This is a genomic window from Gordonia prachuapensis, from assembly GCF_036350515.1.
GTDB lineage: Bacteria > Actinomycetota > Actinomycetes > Mycobacteriales > Mycobacteriaceae > Gordonia > Gordonia prachuapensis.
The window spans coordinates 193,289-209,706 of the sequence record NZ_JAZDUE010000009.1 but is presented as its reverse complement, the minus strand read 5'-3'; the positions used below and the strand labels follow the sequence as shown (position 1 = coordinate 209,706).

Annotated in this window: 12 protein-coding genes; 8 read left to right on the top strand and 4 right to left on the bottom strand. The window is 68.3% G+C overall.

Annotation, left to right across the window (positions count from 1 at the left end; genetic code table 11):
• The first annotated feature begins 133 nt into the window (after positions 1–133).
• The gene (locus V1Y59_RS12845) at positions 134–1,009 is read left to right on the top strand and encodes a hypothetical protein (RefSeq protein WP_330505341.1); all 876 of its coding nucleotides are present in this window, start codon (positions 134–136) and stop codon (positions 1,007–1,009) included.
• Between the two features lies 1 nt (position 1,010).
• Here the strand turns inward: V1Y59_RS12845 and V1Y59_RS12840 are convergent, their stop codons facing one another.
• Both V1Y59_RS12840 and V1Y59_RS12835 read right to left on the bottom strand, forming a co-directional pair.
• On the bottom strand, positions 1,011–1,610 hold the full coding sequence (locus V1Y59_RS12840) for a TetR/AcrR family transcriptional regulator (RefSeq protein ID WP_330505340.1): 600 nt from the start codon (positions 1,608–1,610) through the stop codon (positions 1,011–1,013).
• A 74-nt stretch (positions 1,611–1,684) separates the two neighbouring features.
• A complete protein-coding gene (locus V1Y59_RS12835; RefSeq protein ID WP_330505339.1) occupies positions 1,685–3,286 on the bottom strand; it encodes a Rieske 2Fe-2S domain-containing protein in 1,602 nt (533 codons plus the stop codon).
• Positions 3,287–3,829: 543 nt separating this feature from the next.
• Here V1Y59_RS12835 and V1Y59_RS12830 point away from each other — a divergent pair.
• The 4 genes from V1Y59_RS12830 (at position 3,830) to V1Y59_RS12815 (ending at position 8,281) form a co-directional block, all read left to right on the top strand.
• Positions 3,830–4,612 (top strand): lysophospholipid acyltransferase family protein, encoded by a 783-nt coding sequence (locus V1Y59_RS12830; RefSeq protein ID WP_330505338.1) that lies wholly within the window; start codon positions 3,830–3,832, stop codon positions 4,610–4,612.
• 26 nt (positions 4,613–4,638) lie between these two features.
• Positions 4,639–5,412 (top strand): lysophospholipid acyltransferase family protein, encoded by a 774-nt coding sequence (locus V1Y59_RS12825; protein WP_330505337.1) that lies wholly within the window; start codon positions 4,639–4,641, stop codon positions 5,410–5,412.
• The gene (locus tag V1Y59_RS12820; protein ID WP_330505336.1) at positions 5,409–6,266 is read left to right on the top strand and encodes an HAD family hydrolase; all 858 of its coding nucleotides are present in this window, start codon (positions 5,409–5,411) and stop codon (positions 6,264–6,266) included. Before V1Y59_RS12825 ends, V1Y59_RS12820 begins: the two co-directional genes overlap by 4 nt.
• Positions 6,267–6,625: 359 nt before the next feature.
• Complete coding sequence (locus V1Y59_RS12815; protein WP_330505335.1) at positions 6,626–8,281, top strand: DUF222 domain-containing protein; 1,656 nt, start codon at positions 6,626–6,628, stop codon at positions 8,279–8,281.
• A gap of 29 nt (positions 8,282–8,310) precedes the next feature.
• Here the strand turns inward: V1Y59_RS12815 and V1Y59_RS12810 are convergent, their stop codons facing one another.
• The gene (locus V1Y59_RS12810) at positions 8,311–9,948 is read right to left on the bottom strand and encodes a peptidoglycan recognition protein family protein (protein ID WP_330505334.1); all 1,638 of its coding nucleotides are present in this window, start codon (positions 9,946–9,948) and stop codon (positions 8,311–8,313) included.
• Between the two features lie 251 nt (positions 9,949–10,199).
• Between V1Y59_RS12810 and V1Y59_RS12805 the strand changes: the two genes are divergently transcribed.
• Positions 10,200–11,630 (top strand): MFS transporter, encoded by a 1,431-nt coding sequence (locus tag V1Y59_RS12805; RefSeq protein WP_330505333.1) that lies wholly within the window; start codon positions 10,200–10,202, stop codon positions 11,628–11,630.
• Here the strand turns inward: V1Y59_RS12805 and V1Y59_RS12800 are convergent, their stop codons facing one another.
• Positions 11,631–12,893: a DUF7373 family lipoprotein gene (locus V1Y59_RS12800; protein ID WP_330505332.1), complete on the bottom strand. Its 1,263-nt coding sequence runs from the start codon at positions 12,891–12,893 to the stop codon at positions 11,631–11,633.
• 249 nt (positions 12,894–13,142) lie between these two features.
• Between V1Y59_RS12800 and V1Y59_RS12795 the strand changes: the two genes are divergently transcribed.
• Positions 13,143–14,972, top strand: coding sequence for a dynamin family protein (locus V1Y59_RS12795; protein WP_330505331.1), 1,830 nt, complete (start codon positions 13,143–13,145; stop codon positions 14,970–14,972).
• Positions 14,969–16,390, top strand: coding sequence for a GTPase (locus tag V1Y59_RS12790; protein WP_330505330.1), 1,422 nt, complete (start codon positions 14,969–14,971; stop codon positions 16,388–16,390). The genes V1Y59_RS12795 and V1Y59_RS12790 overlap by 4 nt, the downstream gene beginning before the upstream one ends.
• Positions 16,391–16,418: the final 28 nt, after the last annotated feature.

The following is a 16,418-nucleotide window of genomic DNA, read 5'->3' as shown; positions in this document are numbered from 1 at the left end:
CTTCTCGAGCCCCCGGAGTTTTCGCGTCCCCACCCCTGCAGGGAGTAACCCGACTCCCGCCCTCTCAACCGTAGGACGTCCGGTATCGCCCCGAAAGGGCGCGGATGAGCCCCGCCGGGCCGATACTGATGCGGTGATCATCGGGATCGTCGCCGCGGTCGTCGCCGCGTTGGCCTACGGCACCGCATCCGTCCTACAGGCCCACGGAGCGCAGAGCATCACCGAGCCGCCGCCGACCGGCGGTGTGGGGACGGTGACGGCGACCCGCACCCCGACCCTGCGGTCGACGGTGACCGCGATGCTGACGATCTCGTTCCTCGCCGGGATCGGCCTCGACGCCATCGGCTTCGTCGGTAACCTGGTCGCCGCCCGCGACCTGCCGCTGTTCCTCGCACAGCCGATCGTCAGTGCGAACCTCGTCGTCACGGCCGTACTGGCCGCGATCTTCCTGCATGTGCGACTACGCACCCAGGACCGTGTCGCGATCGGTGTCGTGGTGGTCGCGCTGATCGTGCTCGGGATCGCGGCCGCCGACGAAGGACACGGTCACGACGCCACCTGGCTGCACTGGTCGGTGCTGCTGGTGGGTGCGGCGCTGTTCGCCGGTGGGCTCGCGTTGCTGCACTTCGCGGGCGGCCCCCGAACCGCGGCCATCGCCGGCCTGTTCGCGGGTGCACTGTTCGGGGTGATGGCGGTGGCGGTGCGCATCGTGCACGGACTCGATCCGTTCTCGCTGACCGAGATGCTCACCGACCCTGCCGCCTACGCCGTGGTCGGCTGCGGGATCTGCGGGTTCTACCTGTTCACGGTCGCGCTGCAGACCGGGTCGGTCAACGGTGCCGCGGCGGCACTCGTCGTCGGGGAGACGGTGGTGCCGGGAGCCGTCGGGCTGGCGCTGCTCGGTGACGCGACCCGCGCCGGCTGGGAGCCGGTCGCGGTGATCGCATTCATCGCGGCGGTGGTGGGTGCGGTGGTGGTGGCGTCGTCGCCGGCCGTGCCGCAGGGATGACTCAGGTGCGGTGCGTCTCGGCCAGAGCCGCGATGATCGCGACCAGCATCTCGACGACCGTCTCCTGGTCGGGCCGGTGCGTGCTGCTCGCCCACCGGTGTCCGGCGGCGGTCAGCGCACCGATGAAAGCCGCTGCCTCGTAGGCGAATCCGAACCCCGTCTCATCCGGGCCGAGGATCGCCGCAGCGGCACCGTCGAAGAACGCGGTCCACTCCTCACGGGACCGCACCCGGTGGCCCTCCACTCGGGCGCTGACACCGCCGACCTCGACGAAGGCGATGCGCATCCGCCGTGGATCGGCCGCGACCGAGTCGAAGAAGGCGGCGATCGCCGGCCGGGCCCGATCCGCGATGGTCGCCGCAGGGTCGTCGACGCCGGCGAACGCGGCGGCCACTGCCGCCCGGGCCTCGGCATGGATCATGTCGTACACCGCGATCAGCAGATCCTCACGGCTGTCGAATGATTCGTAGAACTGTCGCCGGGACAGACCGGCCACCGAACAGATCGCGGACACCGTGCCACCCGAATATCCCTGCGTCCCGAACACCTCGAGGGCCGCGGACATGAACCGCTCGCGTCGATCGGCGCGGCGTTCCGTCATCGGGCGGCCCCGATAAGAGCGGTGTGTCACAGGGTCTCTCGAGTTCTACTGTTGCCTCGTCTACTGCGGTTTCGTCAGGATTCCAGGCGCTGTGCGCGCAACTCGTGGCCCTTGGACGTCAGGCAACGCCCAGAGGCCAGATCCCACTGCCAGCCGTGCAGGTTGCACGTCAGCTTCTCGCCCTCGACGACACCGAACTTCGACAGATCGGCCTTCAGATGCGGGCACCGGCGCTGCATCTCCCAGCCGTCCTTGACGATCGACGCCGAATCGTCGTGTGCCTCGGCGAACCAGCCGTCCGCGTAGGCGATCCGCTCATCGGTGAGGCATTTGAAGAACGTGTACAGGTACTCGTTGTAGCCGCCGATCCGCCACGTGGTGAACCGGGTGGACAGGAAGATCGTGTTCACCCAGTCGGGTTCGTCGTCGCGCAGCACTGTCCGCACCAGCTCCGGGGCAATCCGGAAACCGTAGCGGTACTTGCCCTCTCCCTCTTTCGGCTCCCGCACGATTCGGTTGGGGAAGTCCAGCACCACCGTCTGCTCGCCCATCACGAGCCCCACGGGATAGCCGATGCCGTCACAGATCAGGTCCGACTGCGCCATGATCGGCTCGAAGAGCTGACGCAGCGGCTCCAGCAGCGATTCGCCGTCGTCGACGGCCCAGGTGGCCTTCTGCGCGGCGATGACCGGGGCGAACTTCTCCTTCATCTGCTCGAGGTAGGCCTGCTTGTGCTCGCCGAACACCTGCTCGGGCGGATACGGATGGGCGACCTCGTTGAGTTCGGAGCCGGTGAAGTCGGCCACCGAGCCGGACACCATCATCAGGCCCCGGTGGCGTTCACCGTCGTCGGTGCCGTGGATCGTCATCTGCTCCAGGAACGTGGCCTGGTCCGGGAAGATCGACGTCACGTCGCCCGGCCGCGGATTGTCCTCGTTGTCTGCGACGCCCGATCCGAAGTCGTTGAGCGCGAACAGATCCTCGTCGAGAAACATCGGCGGACCGGCGGACGGCACGACCCAGGTGGCACCCACCTGCTCGATGTAGGAACGCGCCCGGTCCATGCCGCGCTGGCGTTTCTGCGCCGCGAAGTTCGCCTTCGACTTGCGCGGGATGTCGTAGACCATCGGATACCAGATGGCGCCCGAGTACTGCAGCAGATGCACATCGACGTGCCCGAACGCCTCGGAGATCACGTCGAGATCGATCGGCCGGGCGTCGTTCATGTTGAAGCAGGTCGTCTCGCCGTCGGAGACGATCAAGCCGCTGTCGCCGATCGGACCGTCCGCGGGGGCGCGCAGCGCGACGATCATCACGTCCAGGGACCCCTTCGGGCCGCTGACCGTGGTCTTCACCGAGTCCTCGGTCTCCACGAACTTGTGGAACCCCAGGTTCTCCAGCTCCCGTTTGAGATCCGGCACCGGATAGTCGGGCAGCAGGACCGTGGCGTCCTTGTTGATGTTCTCCCGAAGGTTGCGCTCGTCGAAGTGGTCGCGGTGCAGATGCGAGACGTACAGGTAGTCGCAGTCGCCGAGCGAGCGCCAGTCGAGTTCCGAGTTGTCCGGGAACGGCACCCATGACGCGAAGTAGGCAGGGTTGACCCAGGGATCGCAGAGGATCGAACCGGCCGTCGTCTGGATGTGGAAACCGGCATGGCCGACGCTGGTGATCTGCACGGATGGCCTTTCATGAACTGTGCGGTTCGTGACGATGCGCTGGGCTGCGCGGGTGTCGCTCGAACTACCAATCTAACGACCGCGGCTACGTGATGTCGTGGGCCATTGGGCCACTGTTGCCGTCAGCCACTCGTCGACATCGGTTTGGGTGCGTAACCGGACCACAGGTGTCCCCGCGGCGATCATGCGCTCCATCCGTGCACGCATCTCCGGATGCTTGACCCACGTCCACCGAACGATGTTCCGCTCCGGGTCCCAATGAAGCCACCACCAGGGACTTTCGCGGTTTCCGTGCCACAACTCGCGGCGGAGAAGCCCACGTCGGACGGTACGTGTGACGATCCGTCGCATGGTGGTGCATCGGGAGTGGGGTGTGGTGTGACGAGGTCGTGCACGATGTCCAACGCTTCGTCCAGGTCACGCAGGGGCCAATCGGCGTCCCAGAACACCGCATCCAGTTCGAGCCGCGCAGGTCGAGACGGCCGTATGCAGGGGGTCACCCGGCCGTCGCGGACGATCTGGGCTCTGGCCTAAGCTCGACGCATGGAACCGGTCTACGACGCTGTGATCACCACCGCACGCATGTTGTGGCTGGCCGAGGGCTTGAAGTTCAAGGTGTCGGGCGTGGAGAACGTCCCGAAGGACGGTCCCGGCGTGGTGGCGATCAATCACACGGGCTACATGGACTTCACCTACGCCGGGATTCCGGCATTTCTGCAGGGGCGCCGCAAGGTTCGGTTCATGGCGAAGAAGGAAGTCTTCGACAGCAAGACGAGCGGCCCCATCATGCGTGCGCTGAAACACATCCCGGTCGACCGGTCGAGCGGCGCGCAGAGCTACCAGACCGCCGTCGAATACCTCAAGCGCGGAGAGCTCGTCGGTGTCTATCCGGAAGCGACCATCAGCCGCAGCTTCGAGCTGAAGGCGTTCAAATCCGGCGCCGCGCGAATGGCGCTGGAGTCGGGGGCACCGATCATCCCGACGGTGATCTGGGGTGCGCAGCGGGTGTGGACCAAGGGGCATCCGAAGAACCTCGGCCGCAGCAACGTCAAGATCATGATCGGTGTCGCCGAACCGATCGAACCGACCGGCGACGCGGAGTCCATCACCACCCGCCTGCACAAGGTGATGAGCGAGAAGCTGCTCGAACTGCAGGACGCGTACGGCGAGCACCCGCAGGGAGAGTTCTGGGTGCCCGCGCGGCTCGGTGGGTCGGCCCCCACGCTGGAGGAGGCCAACCAGATGGACGCCGACGAGCAGGCTGCGAAGGCTGCCCGGCGGGCCGAGCGGGAGGCCGGCGGGCCCAACCCGGGCGCCGATTCCTGACACGTCGGGCAGATAGGCTTGCCGGTATGGAACCGGTCTACCGGACGCTCGAGGTCATCGCACATGGCCTCGTTCGGGCACAGGGCCTCGACCTGCGGTTTTCCGGACTGGACAACATTCCGCGCGCCGGTGGCGCCGTCCTCGCGGTCAACCACACGAGCTACGTCGACTTCCTGCCCGTGGCCCTCGGGCTGTACCGGGTGGGGCGGCGCACGCGGTTCATGATCAAGTCCGAGGTGATGGACGTCGCGATCATGCGGTTCCTCGTCAACCACACCAAAACCGTGCCGGTCAACCGGTCGGCCGGGTCGGATGCGTATCGCCTCGCCGTCGAGGAACTCCGGGACGGGGAGATCGTCGCGGTCTACCCGGAGTCGACGATCAGCCGTAGCTTCGAGCTCAAGGAGTTCAAGACCGGCGCCGCGCGCATGGCAGGCGAGTCCGGGGTGCCGATCGTCCCCGCGATCGTGTGGGGCGCGCAGCGACAATGGACCAAGACCGATACCGGCACCCGACAGATGGGGCGCAGCCGTCTGCCGGTCGCCGTGAGGTACGGAGCGCCGCTGCACGTCGGCGCCGACGAGGAGCCGCAGTCGGCCACCGCACGACTGCGTGAGGAGATGACGACGTTGTTGCACCATGTGCAGGACGAGTACGGCCCACACCCGCACGGGGAGTTCTGGGTACCGGCGAGGCTCGGCGGATCGGCGCCCACGCCGGAGCAGGCGCGCGGCATCGAGGATGCCGAGGCCGCCGCCAAGGCCGCGGCACGCGAGCAGCGGGCGAAGGGCGGCAAGTGACCGAGAATCACACGGACAACAAGACTTTCGGCCCGCCGACGCTGATCGCGTCGGATGTGGACGGCACGCTGATCGACGACGAGAACCGGGTGTCGCGACGCACGATCGACGTGCTCGGTGCGGCGGTGACCGCGGGTGTGGACTTCGTCCTGGCGACCGGCCGACCGCCACGGTGGATCGCCGAGATCACCGATCAGTTCGAGAACACCGCCGCTCACGTCCGCTACGCGGTGTGCGCCAACGGCGCGATCCTCTATGACGTCGAACACGACCGGATCATCTCCGCCGCAACACTGGACCCGGACACCCTGGAGAAGCTGGTCGATCACGCATACCGGCAGCTGCCCGGCTGCGGCATCGCCGCCGAACGCGCCGGCAGGTCGGCCTACGACGCCGCCACACCGCCGTTCGTCGCGACGTCGGGCTACCGGCACGCCTGGCTCAATCCCGATCACATCGAGGTGGGCGACGACGAGGTGTACGCCGCGCCGGCGGTGAAACTCCTTGTGCGCCAGCCCGGTATGCGCAGCGACGAGATGTCGGCGGCCCTGAAGGATGCGGTCGGCGGGCTCGCCCAGATCACCTTCTCCACCGACAACGGGCTCATCGAACTGGCGGTCCCGGACACGCACAAGGCATCCGGGCTGCGTGAGATCGCCGGCCTGGGCGGCCTCGACACCTCCGCGACCGTGGCCTTCGGCGACATGCCCAACGATGTGGAGATGCTGACCTGGGCCGGCCACGGCGTCGCGATGTCGCACGGACATCCGGCCGCCCTCGCCGCCGCCGACGAGGTGACGCTCACCAATAACGACGACGGTGTCGCTCGGGTGCTGGAGCGGTGGTTCGGGTAGGCGGTCCGGTCGTTGGTTAAGTAGCCGCGCGAGCGTGGGCGGGGGCGCTCCTGTCGCCGGTTGAGTAGCCGCGCGAGCTTGCGAGCCGTCGCCCCTGCTCGCTGGTTGAGTAGCCGCGCGAGCCTGCGAGCCGGCCCCCTATGTCGTTGGTTGAGTAGCCGCGCGAGCGTGCGAGCCGGCGTATCGAAACCCCCGTGACCTGCACGAACCAAACTTGTCAGACCCATGTCGTAGCTTGGTTGTCAGCAGGAACGAAACGATGTTGATGCCGGCCGAACCGTAGGGTTTCGGGCCTTCTTTCAGAGATATGTGGGACGCAGTTCTCCTGCGCTGTCCTTAGCTGTCTCTGAAAGGTGTTTATGGTGTCGGGTCCGGGGTGGGCGTTGTCGTCGTGGTGGCGGGATCCGTCACCGTGGCCCGACGTGCCGCCGATCTTCACCGGCGGCCTCGACGCCAGCGACGTCGCGTCGACTGACACCAATGATCTGATCGGCGCCCTCGTCTCGGATGTGCGCGGGGAGGCGTTCCTGGCGTGGCACCGCTACCAGATCGCCGCCCAACTGCATGCCCGTCTGGTGGGTGCTGAGCCGTCGGATCACGACTTTCTCCTGGTCGACGGCCTCGCCGATTGCGCCGCCCGGGTCGCGTTGGGGTTGGGCATCGGACAGGCCGCCGCCGAACGCCTGATCACTGAGGCGATCGCGCTACGTGACCGACTGCCGCAGGTGTCGCAACGGCTGCGGGACGGCCGGATCAGCGCGGCGCTGATTCCGACGATCATCTCGCGTACCGACCTGGCCGACGGCCAACCCTATGCGGCGTTGGTGGATGCCGAGATCGCCGCCGAACTCGACGCGCACGCCGGGGGCTGGTCGGCGCACCGGCTACGCGACATGACAGACCGCATCGTGTTCCGGCACGACCCGGATGCGGTGCGGGAACGCCGCCGACGCGCCCTGGACGCGCGCGGTATGCACACGAAGAACAAGCCGGATGGGATGGCCGAGATCTCGGCGACCATGGCCGCCGAAAACGTACGGATCGCCGCCGCCGCGGTCACAGCCCTCGCCAACTCGGTGTGCGAGTTCGATGAGCGCACCCGACAGCAGCGAGCCTCGGATGCGATGTTCGCCCTGCTGTCCGGCACCCGGTTCGAGTGCACCTGCGGGCGCGCCGACTGCACCGCCGACATCCCCGTGCCGGGTACGGTGCCGCCGGTCGACGCCAAAGTGGTGGTGCACGTGGTGGCCGATGAGTCCACCCTGAACGGCACCGCGCAGCATGCGGCGTTCATCGCCGGGCACGGGGTGATCTCGGATGAACATGCCCGCGATCTCGCCGCCCGCCCCGATGCGGTCATTGCGCCGTTGGTGCCCGAGGGCACCCCCACCAACCCGGACGGCACCATCACCCTGCCGGCGCATCTGCCCTCGGATCCGTACCGGCCCTCGGCGGCCTTGGACCGGTTTGTGCGGGTGCGTGATGGCTACAGCGTGATCCCCGGCAACGGCACGTCGTCGTTTGACGCCGACCTCGATCACGTCCACGAGTACGACCACGCCCATCCGGAGCGGGGTGGGCAGACCGAGCCGGACAACCTGAACGCCAAAGACCGCTTCTCCCATCTACTCAAGACGTTCGGCAGGTGGGTGGATGAGCAGTACCGCGACCGGCGCGGCCGGCTACGGACGGCGTTCACCACGCCGGAGGGACTGATCATCGAGGGCGAACCGGACAATCTGGAAACGATGTTCCCCGGGCTGCGTCGCATCCGGTTCGCACCACCGGACCCACCGCCGCCGCGGCGGTCGGGCACCGATCCCGAACCGCCACCACCGCCACCATCGACGCCCGAACCTCCCACCCGATCCACACCCCGGGTGGCGGCCAAACATGCCCGCCGACAACAAGAACGAGAACGCAACCGACAGCGCCGACAAGAGGAACAGAGCCGACAAGAGGAGGAGAGACGAGCGGCGGAGGGACGACAAGAGGAGGGTGACGACTCCGCCTGACTCAGGCTCCCGTACTCAGGCTCCCGTACTCAGGCTGCGGGCGGAGGTGCGGGTGCCGGCGGCGCCGGCTCGGCAGGCGGCGGTGCGGGCGCGGGCTCCGCGGGAGGCGGAGGCGCCGGTTGCTCCTCCGGCGGTGCCTCCTGCGGTGGGGCCGGAGGCGGTGCGCCGCCGACCATCGCACGGATCGGCCCGAGTGCGGCGTAGCCGTGCTGGCCCGGGCAACTGGTGCTGTTGTAGTCGCGGTGGCCGCTGATGGTCGGGAGGTTGGTGACGGCGCCGGCCGGGAACTTGCTGCCGCTGAACGGTTCCGCGGTCAGCTGGGCGGTCGCGTTGGCGTTGATGCCGGCCTTGCCCAGGCGCCACCGCAGGAAGTTCGCGACCGAGTTCACCATCGCCGGCGGCGGCACCATCTCGTCCAGGTTGCCGATCATCGAGATGCCGATGGTGTCTTTGTTGAATCCGCCGGTGTGCGTGCCCTGCACGTTCTGGTCGAGCCCGCCGAACGCGCCCTCGAAGATCTGTCCGTACTTGTCGACGAGCACGTTGTAGCCGATGTCGCACCAGTTCAGGGTGCGTGCGTGATACGCGTAGATGCCGCGCACGATCTCGGCCGACTGCTCGGGTGTGTAGTCATTGCTGCCGGCGGTGTGGTGCACGATCGCCGCCCGCGCGGTCGGCGAGTACTGCGGCTGCGAACAGCGGGCGGATTCGTCGGCACCCCACTGGGCGCGTCCGACCACCGACGGGCCACCCAGCAGCGGGGTCAGCAACGACGATCCGAGCGACAGCAGCCCCTCGGGGCTGATCAGGTTCGCAGACAACGCCGACAGGGCCGTCGTCACCAGCTCGGTGACGATCGTGCTCGCCGACCCGATGCCCAATTCGGCAACGCCGCCGCCCTGCGGCTCGGCCGCCGGGATCGCCAGACCCTCGTCGGTGACGGCGACCTGGACCTCCTTGGCGTCACCCACCCACACCGGTTCGGTGCCCATCGGATGCTCCGCCGACACCGGGTGCGTCGCGTCCACCGGGTCGAGTGTCATCCACTCACCCCACGACCCGTCCTTCTCCTTGGCCCGCATCATCATCGACGCATCGACGGCACGGTCCCAGGTGAACGCGACCATCTTCAGCGGTTCGTCGCGCACGATGTGTTTCACCGCAGCGCCGACCTCGCGGCCGTCCGCCATCCGCGGCGGCTCGGGTGGCGCGGACGGTGCGGGTGACGCCTTCCCATCGGGGGCGCGCTCTGCCGGCGGCTCCTTGGGTGCCGGCTTGGGTGTCGACGAAGGTGCTGGCGAAGGCGCGGGCTCGGACGTCGGCGCCGGATCGGATCCGGGCTCCTCGTCCGCGTCAGGTGGTGGCGGCGGTGCCGCCGGCTGCGACTGTTGCGGCACGTCGGGCAGATCGAATGCCGTCGGGTCGATCTCGGGCAACCGCAGACCCGCCGCGGCGAGACCCGACTCGGCGATGTCGACCACCACGGACGGCACATCGGCCAAACCGACCTGATCGATGGTGGTCGGCGGGACCTCGCGGTGATTGTCGGTGGGGCGCGGGTCCGAGCCGGTGACGATGATCGCGAACGGGCTCGCGACGATGGCGGCAGCGATCGTCGCGAGAACGAACGACGGCCTGGGACGGGCGTTGGGACGAACTCGGCGCATGGTTCGCCATCGTGCTGGCCGACTCCTCGAGGCGACGACGGCGCACGCCGCTTCTCAGCAACCCGTGATGTAGTTGTTATCTAGTGTGACGAATGTGGCGTCGGTGCAAACCCCCCTTTGGGGGGTGTCGCGAACGTCCCGGTCTCGACAGAGTGTGATCTACCCCTCAACTCATCGTTGATGTGACCTACCTCCGGTCCGGGTGCGCCGAGGCAGACTCGCCTCGTTCCTGTTGAGAGCAAGGACAATTCATGACGACGACCCCGACAGCACCGACCTCACCGGTCCCGAGAGAACCGGAATCGACCACCACCGAGCCGCCACGGACGAGCCTGCGGCGCGTCGCCGCCGCGAGCTCGATCGGCACCACCATCGAGTTCTACGATTTCTTCATCTACGGCACGGCCGCCGCGCTGGTGTTCCCGACCATCTTCTTCCCGGCCGCCGACGACGTGACCGCCACGATCGCCTCGTTCGCGACCTTCGCCGTCGCCTTCTTCGCGCGCCCCGTCGGCGCCGTGCTGTTCGGGCACTTCGGCGACCGCATCGGCCGCAAACGCACCCTCGTCTGGACGCTGCTCATCATGGGTCTGGCGACCGTGGCGATCGGTCTGCTGCCGGGCTACGAGACCGGTGTGTTCGGCTTCGCCGAATCGGGCATCGGCATCCTCGCGCCGATCTTGCTCGTCGCCCTGCGTTTCCTGCAGGGCTTCGCGGTCGGTGGTGAATGGGCGGGCGCGACCCTGCTGACCGCGGAGTACGCCCCCGAGGGCAAACGCGGGATGTACGCGATGTTCCCGCAGCTGGGGCCGGCATTCGCATTCTTCTTGTCCAGCCTCACCTTCCTGATCGCCAATCTGACACTGGGCGAGGCGAGCTCGGCGTTTCTCGACTACGGCTGGCGGATTCCGTTCATCCTGTCGTTCGCGCTCGTCGCGGTGGGTCTGTGGGTGCGCCTCGCGGTCGCCGAGACCCCGGTGTTCCGGGAGACCCAGCGTGCCCAGGAGATCCAGCGCACGGAGGCCCACGGAAAGGGGGCCCACGGAACGGATGCCCAGGCGGTCCTGCCGTTCGGTGACGCCGTCCGTCACCAGTGGAAGGAGATCCTGATCGCCGGCGGCGCGCTGGCCAGCTTGTTCTCCCTCTTCTACATGGGCACGGCGTTCCTGACGAACTACGGCACCAAGACCCTCGAACTCTCGCGCACCTTCGTGCTGACCTCGGGTATGGCGGCTGCGGTGGTCTTCGGACTGTCCACCGCCGCGTCGGCCATGTGGTCGGACCGGATCGGCCGACGTCGCGTGATCATGACGTCGTGCGCGCTCGCCGTGCCGTGGTCCCTGGTGCTGTTCCCGATCCTGGAAACGGGCGGCGGTCTGGCCTTCCTCATCGGCCTCCTGGGCACGCTCCTGATCTTCGGGATCGCCTACGGCCCGGCCGGAGCATTGCTGCCCGAACTGTTCGAGGCCCGCTACCGCTACACCGGCGCCGGGATGGGCTACAACCTCGCGGGCATCTTCGGCGGAGCGATTCCGCCGCTGATCGCCGCGCCGCTGATCGCGGGTCCGGGTGCGATCTGGGTCGGCGTGATGCTGGCGGGGCTCTCCGCGGTCAGCGTGGTGTGCACCCTGGTCATCGTGGAGACCAAGGACCGGTCGATGCAGGTCGACGCCGCCCGTTGATCATTCCGCCTGCTGGTCGGCCTTCGTCAGGATGACGTACTGCGCGGATATCTGCTGGTAGGCGTCCTGCGGGCTCGGCGACGACACCGAGGCGACGTATCGGCCGTCCTGCACCAGGCAATAGAAGAACCGCTCCTTCGACTGGCAGGTGGCGATCGGCAACCCCGGCGGGCTGTCGATGTCCTCCCACCCCTGATTGCGATTCGACGAGAGAAACGCCTCGACGATCTGCCGTCCGCCGTCGGACGTCTCCGCCCGATACACGGTGGAACGTTCGACGGCGTTCGCGGTGGAACCGGTCTCGGTGAGCACGTTGTAGTCGGTCACCGGATCGCTGCTGGTGTGGGCCATCCCGCGCGGACCGTAGACCGCACGAACGCTCCCGCCCGGCACACCGGTCGCCGCGTCCGCCAACTCCTCGTCGGTGTAGGGCAGCGCGTAGATGAGGACGTGGTCCTGGTCGATCTGCGGTGCGCTCGAACCCGTGATGCCCTGCGCGGCGGCCTCCGCGCGGGTGGGGGTGGCCGGGAACCGGTCGATCAGCGGTCCCTGCAAGCCGATCGCCTTGCGGATCGTGGGTTCCAACAGGTCCTGCTGCTCCGGGGTCGTCTCGTACCACTGATAGAGCACGTAGGTGTCGCGCGGCGTGAACGCCAGGATCTGCCGGTCGCCGCCGCTGTTCGTGCGGACGACGAGGGTGCCCGGCAATCCCGGCAGCGTCGACGGTCGGGTGCTGCCGCCCTCGGCGGCCGCCGCGGCCATCTGCCGTGCGGCGGCCTCGGCATCGTCGGCCGTCTGGTAGCGCAGCACCATGTTGTTGAGACTGCGCTTGTTGCCGGCCCGCAGGTTCTCGTCGGGTGTGGAGGCCGTGGACACGTAACCGCCGAGCATCGACCGGTTGGCGGGTACGTCGGCCACCTCGGGTGAGAACACCAGGCGAAGGTTGCCTCGCGTGGAGATCACCATGGTCGGGATGCCGCTCTTGGTGAGGTCGGCGTCGATCTCGAACGGCACGACGACAAACTGCGCCATCCGCTGTCCCTCGATCTCCAGGATGTTCTCCTCGGTCGCCGTGCCGAACTCCGCCCGCGGCTCGGTCGGGTAGGCGCCGGTGTCCAGGGCGGCGACGTCGATGGACGGCTCGGCCGCCGTCGAGTCGAGCGCGTCAGTGGTGCTCGGTGTTCCCTCCACGGTGCAGCCGGCGAGTGCCACAACCGCCGCGACCACCCCCAGCCACCGCGCTGCCGTCGGTACACGCTTCATCTGCCGGCTCCCTCTCGCCACACGGCGGCCCCTGGTGTCGGATCGGCCGCTCACGGTTGTCATGCTCATTCGACGCATCGGCCGCGGCGTGATGTTCCCCGGGAGGGCATCCGGTGTCCGGGTTGCAGATTAGTGCACCGAAGGAATGACCAGCGCACAATTCATCTCGGTAGACTACGGGCCCGGCGGACACCGGAGAACCGTGCTCTGCTGTTTCCGTGATGTACGACGACCGGGGGAATGTCATCGATGGGTGAGTCCGCACCGCAGGCAGCGGCCCCCCGGTCCGCGTCGTCGGACGCCGCCCCGGTCGTCGACGGCGCGGTGAAGGTGCTCCGCGCCTACCAGATGGACGCCCTGGCCGACGTCGCCGTCGCCAAGCTGAACCGCGGCGTCCAGGAACGCACCGTCGTGGTCGTCGGCGAGGTGCAGCGCGGCAAGAGCTCCCTGGTGAATGCGATTGTCGGACAGAGGGATCTGTGTCCGGTGGGCGTCGACGTGACATCGTCGGTCGCACTGAGCGTGACCCCGGATCCCGCGCTCGAATCCGCGACCGTCGCCGAACTGTTCTTCCCCACCGGCGCCCGCCGTATCGACGCCACAGAGGTGCCGCAGTGGGTCACCACGACGGGTGCCAAGGTCTGCGATCCGCGTGTCGAGGAACTGCCCACCGCCGCGGCCGTGGCCGTCCGCGACGCCCGGATCGACAACGTCACGCTGGTCGACACCCCCGGCGTCGGCGGCCTCGACTCGGGGCTCGCCCGCCTCGCCGCGCAGTCCGCCGAACAGGCCTGTGTGCTGGTTCTCGTGTGCGACGCGTCGTCGCCGCTCACCGCGCCGGAGATGGAGTTCGTGCGCGAGTCGACCGCGACCGTCGACTCGGTGATCGTGGTGGTGACCAAGACGGACAAGAACCTGCGGCGGTGGCGGGAGATCGTCGCCGAGAACGAGCAGATCCTCGTCGCGCAGCTCGACCGTCCGGTCACCGTGCTGGGCGTCTCCAGTCTGCTTGCGGTGGTCGCCGCCGACGCGCCCGACCCGGCGATCCGGGCGCGCTTGGAGAACGACAGCGGGATCACCGCGCTGCGTGCGGAGATCGTTCGTCGCCTCGACGCCGCCGCCGAACTGCCGCATCTCGATGCGGTCCGGACCTGCCTGGAGGGACTGCGGGTGGTGCGGGCGAAGGTCAGCCGGGAACTCGACGCCGTCCAGGAGGGCGCGGCCGCGCTGCCGGACCTCACCGCGGACATGGAACGCCTGTCGGATCTGCAGGAACAGTCGCGGCAATGGGAGCAGTACCTCGCCCGCGACCTGACGCTGCTGCGGCAGTCGGCGGTCGACGACCTCGAGCGCCGGCTCGACGACATCCGCGACAAGTGGACGAACTACGTGAACACCCACGGCATGGCGGTCCTGCGACGCAGCGCGCAGAAGTTCACCGCCGACATGCAGACCGACCTGCAACTGGCGATGGCGGAGACGGTGTCGACGTTCCTGCAGCGCCTGCACGACGAGATCATCGCCCCCCGGTTCGCCGACGATCCGACGGTGTGGGAGGAACTCAGCACCCGCATCGTCGCGTCCATGCAGGGCAAGCGGATCGAGACCCATCAGGTGGGCAGCAAACGACACGGCCTGCTGGACCCGACGCTGCTGACCATGGGCGTCGTCGGCGGGTCGTCGTTGGGCGGACTGCTCGGGCTCTCTGCGCTGATGGGTGTCGGCCTGGTGGTGGGCACCGTGTGGGTGGGTGTGAATCTGAGCTTCCGGGCGATCCGCGCCGGCAAGACCAATCTGCTGACGTGGCTGCGCGAGACCATCGCGACCACGAAGGGCGCCACCGGTCGGCTGCTGGAAAGTGCGGTGGCGCAATCGCGTCCGGAGATAATCATCCGCTACCGCGACTACCTGCGGACCAACATCGAACAGCTGCAGAAGACGATCAACGAGGTGCAGAAGGCCGCGTCGGCCGACGCCGCGGCACGCGAGAAGTCGACGCAACGGCTCACGACGAACCTGCAGATCGTCGACAAGCGGATCGCGGCGGCCGAACAACTGATGGCGGGTGGCCGGTCGTGACGCACCCCGATCCCGTCCACGCGACGCTTGACCGCGGCCTTCATCAGCTCGCCGCGCTCGGCGGCGACCTTGCGGCGCATGCGAACTCGATCGGCACCATCCTGTGGTCGCCGCCGCGGGTGGTGATCGTCGGGCGACTCAAGGCCGGTAAGTCCACACTGGTCAACGCGCTGATCGGGGCGCCGGTGGCCGAGACGGCGGCGCTGGAGGCCACCAACACCGTCACCGTCTACCAGGACGGTTCGCCGTCGCGCGCCGAGGTCGTCGGGATGGACGGCCGGCGGCATCCGATGGCGGTCGGTCATCACCAGCAGCGCCTTCCGCTGCCGCTGGCCACCCCGGACATCGCATATGTGGACCGGTGGCTGCCGTCGGCGGCGTTGCGGCGGCTGACGCTCATCGACACACCGGGCCTGTCGACGCTCACCGTCGCAAACGACGCCGCCACCCGCCGCGCCATGATCGACGGATTCGAGCAGACCCGCACCGCCTCGATCGACGCCGACGCGGCGGTGTTCCTGTTCGACGCCGCACCCCGCACCGACGAGATCGAATTCCTCTCACAGCTGCCGTTCACGCCGCTGAACATGCTTGGGGTGCTATCCCGCGCGGACTCGTTCGGCGAAGGCGCGCTCGGACGGCGCGACCCGCTCGGACACGCAACGGAACACGCGGTCCGCATGGCGCAGCAGCTGACGGAGACGGTCAGTGCGGTGGTCCCGATCTCGGGCCTGATGGCGCAGACCAGCCACACCGGCATGCTGACCGAGCAGCACGCGGCGGCCCTCGCCCGGCTGCGGGGCATGCCCACGCTCGAGGTGATCCGCACCTTCGACACCGACGCCGCCGACGAGGTCCTGCCGCTGGCGACCCGCATCCAACTGCTCGCGCTGCTCGGCGAATACGGTGTGCTCAACGGACGCGAAATAGCCGCCGGAGGCGCGGCCGCACTCAACGCCTGGCTCACCGATCGGTCCGGTATCGGCGGGCTGATGCGCGCGCTGGACGCATCCACCACGCGTTTCGCGATTCTGCACCGCGCACACCGGATCCTGGCCCGGCTCGACCAACTGGCGTTCACCCACCCGGCCCGCGACCGCATCCGGTCCTTGGCGGCGCAGCTGCGGTCGGCGCCGGCGCTGCACATGGTGACCGTGCTCGAGGACTACCAGCGGATGCTGCGCACCGACCCGCGGGCCGCGGTCACCGACGAACTGCGCACCGTGCTCACCGCCACCTCGCAAGCGGGGCATCTCGGACTGCCCGACGACGCACCCGCACAGGCTGTGTCGGCCGAGGCGTCGCGCCGGCTCGCCGCGGCCCAGCAACGGTCGCTGGCCACCGGTTCCGCTGCCGAGGACGCCGCCATCGTCACGCTGATCCGGACCTACACCGCCTTGACCGCTGCACCTCACTGACCCCCAGACCTCACTGAACCCCTGAACG

Bases quoted from the DNA above. Each gene is read 5' to 3' on its own strand.
- V1Y59_RS12840 (WP_330505340.1), bottom strand. From the start codon at position 1,610: ATGACGGAACGCCGCGCCGATCGACGCGAGCGGTTCATGTCCGCGGCC.
- V1Y59_RS12830 (WP_330505338.1), top strand. From the start codon at position 3,830: ATGGAACCGGTCTACGACGCTGTGATCACCACCGCACGCATGTTGTGG.
- V1Y59_RS12825 (WP_330505337.1), top strand. From the start codon at position 4,639: ATGGAACCGGTCTACCGGACGCTCGAGGTCATCGCACATGGCCTCGTT.
- V1Y59_RS12815 (WP_330505335.1), top strand. From the start codon at position 6,626: ATGGTGTCGGGTCCGGGGTGGGCGTTGTCGTCGTGGTGGCGGGATCCG.
- V1Y59_RS12810 (WP_330505334.1), bottom strand. From the start codon at position 9,948: ATGCGCCGAGTTCGTCCCAACGCCCGTCCCAGGCCGTCGTTCGTTCTC.
- V1Y59_RS12805 (WP_330505333.1), top strand. From the start codon at position 10,200: ATGACGACGACCCCGACAGCACCGACCTCACCGGTCCCGAGAGAACCG.
- V1Y59_RS12800 (WP_330505332.1), bottom strand. From the start codon at position 12,893: ATGAAGCGTGTACCGACGGCAGCGCGGTGGCTGGGGGTGGTCGCGGCG.
- V1Y59_RS12795 (WP_330505331.1), top strand. From the start codon at position 13,143: ATGGGTGAGTCCGCACCGCAGGCAGCGGCCCCCCGGTCCGCGTCGTCG.